The following is a 3335-nucleotide window of genomic DNA, read 5'->3' on the forward strand; positions in this document are numbered from 1 at the left end:
TAGAAAGAAGCGCAGGTAGTAAGAGGGCACGGCGTGCTGCAAGCCGGATGAGGTCGGCGGGCATGTGCACGCTTCTTCCGCCATCCGGTCGAGGGCGCCGGTGTCGGCAGCGAGCAGTTCGGACAGGACGTCGCGCTCGCCGGAAGCGTCCGTCACGTGGACGCCGCGCTCCCACGTCAGGTGGTTGAGGCCGACGTGGTCGAGCCGGACGGCCGACGGCGCGACGTCGAACTCCTCCGCGAAGCGGCGCTGGAAGCCGATCGCCACGTTGCACAGGCCGACGGCGCGGTGGCCGGCCTCGAGCAGGGCCCGGGTGACGATGCCGACAGGGTTCGTGAAGTCGACGATCCAGGCGTCCGGCTTGGCGTGCTGCCGGACGAGCTCGGCGTACTCGAGCACCACCGGGACCGTGCGGAGCGCCTTCGCGAACCCGCCGGGTCCGGTGGTCTCCTGTCCGATGCAGCAGGCCTCGTGCGGCCAGGTCTCGTCCTGGTGCCGGGCGGCCTGCCCGCCGATCCGGAGCTGGAACATCACCGCGTCGGCGTCGCTGACCCCGGCGACCACGTCGTCCGTGACGTGGATCGTGCCCGGGTGGCCGGCGTGCGCGAACATCCGCTTCGCGACGCCGCCGACGAGTTCGCGGCGGACGGGGTCGGGGTCGACGAGCCAGAGCTCGTCGATGGGCAGTTGGTCGCGGAGCCGGGCGAAGCCGTCCACGAGTTCGGGGGTGTAGGTGGATCCGCCACCGATGACTGCGAGTTTCACTGGAGTGCTATCCCTTCACGCCGGTGAGCGCGATGCCCTCGACGAATGCCTTCTGTGCGAAGAAGAAGATGACGACGACGGGGACCATGACGACGACGGTCATCGCCATCGTCATCGACCAGTCGGTGCCGTGCTGGCCGCGGAACGTGGCGAGCCCGTACGCCACCGGCCAGGCGGCCTGGTTCTCGGACGCGTACAGCAGCGGGCCGTAGTAGTCGTTCCACGAGTGGAAGAACATGAAGATCGCCGCCGACGCGATGCCCGGCCGAGCCATCGGCACGACGACCCGCCAGAGCACGCCCCACTCGCTGCAGCCGTCCATGCGGGCGGCGTCGCCGTACTCCTTCGGGATCGTCATGAAGAACTGACGGAGCAGGAAGATGCTGAACGCGTCGCCGAGCAGGTTCGGCAGGATGAGCGGCCAGAGCGTGCCGGTCAGGTGCAGTTCGGACCACATCACGTAGACCGGCACCGCGGTCACCTGCGGGGGCAGGAGCATCGCGACGATGATCACCGTGAAGACCAGGTTCGCGCCCCGGAACCGGATCTGGGCGAGCGCGTACGCCGCCGGGACCGAGCTGACCAGCATGAACGCGGTGGCGAGCACCGCGTACATCGACGAGTTGCCGAACCACTGCGCGAGCGGCAGCTCGGTGAAGACCCGGCCGTAGTTCGAGAAGTCGAACGGGCGCGGCAGGATCGACGCGGTGAGTGCCTGGTTGCTCGACATGAGCGAGGTCAGGACCACGAACACGATCGGGGCGATCGTCAGCACGCCGAGTGCCACGAGGACCGCGTGTTCCGCGATCCAGAGCAGCACGCTCCGGCGCGGGCCGCGAGCAGCACCGGGTGCCGCGCCGCGGGGAGCCCGGGCGAGCGGGGACTGGGAGACGGCGGTCATCAGGACTCCTCCGGTCGGAACACGCTGATCCGGCGCATCGTGAGCACGAGCACGATCGCGGTGATGACGAACAGGACCACGGCCATCGCGGACGCGTAGCCGAACTGGAAGTTCGCGAACCCGTGCTGGTAGAGCAGCTCGGTGTAGGTCAGGAGCGAGGTGCCCGGGTAGCCGAGCTGCGCCGCGGTCCCGCCCCCGATGGTCGCCTTGCCGCTCGCGACGCCCGACGCGACCGCCGCCTCGGTGAAGTACTGCAGAGCGGCGATCACCCCCGTGACGACCGCGAAGCCGATGACCGGAGCGATCGTCGGCAGCGTGATGTGCCGCACCTGCTGGACGCCGTTCGCACCGTCGAGCGACGCCGCCTCGTACAGGTCGCGGGGCACGTCGAGCAGCGACGCCAGGAAGATGATCATGATGTCGCCCATCACCCAGACGCCCATGATCACGAGCGAGGGCTTCGACCACGCCGGGTCGTTGAACCACAGCGGCCCGTCGATCCCGAAGACCCGCAGGATCTGGTTGACGGGCCCCGTCCCCGGGTTGAAGAGGAACACGAACGCGACGACGCTCGCGACCGGCGGCACCAGTGCGGGCAGGTAGAACAGCGTCCGCCAGAACCCGGTGGCCGTCTTCGCCCGGCTGAGGAGTCCCGCGACGAGCAGGCCGCAGACGATCCGGACCGGTACGAGGATGACCACGAACCACAGGGTGTTGACGACCGCGGGGCCGATCTGCGGGTCCTGCGTGAACAGGAACCGGTAGTTCAGCAGGCCGACGAACTCGGGTTCCTGCAGCTGGTTGTAGCGGGTGAACGAGTAGAACACCGACGCGACGAGCGGGTAGGCGAAGAAGATCACGAGGCCCGCCAGGGCCGGCGCCAGCATCGTCAGGGCGACGAGCCGACGCCGCGACTCGGCGGAGCGGGGCCGACGCCGTGGAGCCGTCGGGGGCACCGGACCGGACCCCGTCGGGGCCGTGGGCCGGGCGGCGCGGGCGAGCCGCGCCTCCCGGCCGGTCGTCTTGGTGGTGACGCTCATCACGGACCAGCCAGCTGGTTGGCGTTGTCGATGTCGGAGTCGAGCTGCTTGAGCTTGGCGTCGAGGTTCCCGCCGTTCTCCTGGTACGCCTGCCAGAACTTCGTGAACGTGCCGATGTACGCGGCGCCGTCTGCGGTGCCGGGCGAGGTCATCGTGTCCGCGTTGCCCGCCACGTCGACGAAGGTCTTGTAGTTCTCGTCGACCTCGAGGTCGGGGGACTGCAGCGCCGAGGTGAGCGTCGGGATGTTCTTCAACCCGTTGCCCATCGTGACCTGCGCGTCGGTGTTCGTGGAGAGGTACTTGAGCAGCGCCCACGCGAGCTCGGGGTGCTTCGAGCCCTTGGCGATGCCCGCGACGTTGCCCGCGATGTAGGTCGATCCGTAGTGGCCGAGGCCGTCCATCACCGGCGTCGGCGCGGTGCCGTAGTCGAGGTCCGGCTTCTGGTCCTTGATGAACGCCGTGCGGTACTCGCCGTCGATCTGCATCGCGACCTGGCCGGTCTGGAACGCGTTGTCGGCCGCGAACTCCTGCCCGAGGCCCGAGGTGAAGGCCTTGAGCTTGTCGTACCCGATCTCGTCGACGAAGTCCTTCTGCCAGGTGATGAACTCTTCCAGGCGGCGGACGGCCGA

4 protein-coding genes are annotated in these 3335 nt (G+C 68.8%); all 4 read right to left on the bottom strand.

Annotated elements, in window-relative coordinates:
- A partial coding sequence (locus tag I5E_RS02520; protein ID WP_022905598.1) for a family 4 glycosyl hydrolase occupies positions 1-765 on the bottom strand: 765 nt, incomplete at its 3' end.
- A 7-nt stretch (positions 766-772) separates the two neighbouring features.
- Entirely contained in the window at positions 773-1666 is an 894-nt protein-coding gene (locus I5E_RS02525) for a carbohydrate ABC transporter permease (RefSeq protein WP_022905599.1), read from the bottom strand.
- Entirely contained in the window at positions 1666-2706 is a 1041-nt protein-coding gene (locus I5E_RS02530; RefSeq protein WP_022905600.1) for a carbohydrate ABC transporter permease, read from the bottom strand. Before I5E_RS02530 ends, I5E_RS02525 begins: the two co-directional genes overlap by 1 nt.
- A partial coding sequence (locus tag I5E_RS02535) for an extracellular solute-binding protein (RefSeq protein WP_022905601.1) occupies positions 2706-3335 on the bottom strand: 630 nt, incomplete at its 5' end. The genes I5E_RS02530 and I5E_RS02535, both read right to left, overlap by 1 nt.

This window comes from Curtobacterium sp. B18 (genome assembly GCF_000333375.1).
Lineage (GTDB): Bacteria > Actinomycetota > Actinomycetes > Actinomycetales > Microbacteriaceae > Curtobacterium.

Bases quoted from the DNA above. Each gene is read 5' to 3' on its own strand.
- I5E_RS02525 (WP_022905599.1), bottom strand. From the start codon at position 1,666: ATGACCGCCGTCTCCCAGTCCCCGCTCGCCCGGGCTCCCCGCGGCGCG.
- I5E_RS02530 (WP_022905600.1), bottom strand. From the start codon at position 2,706: ATGAGCGTCACCACCAAGACGACCGGCCGGGAGGCGCGGCTCGCCCGC.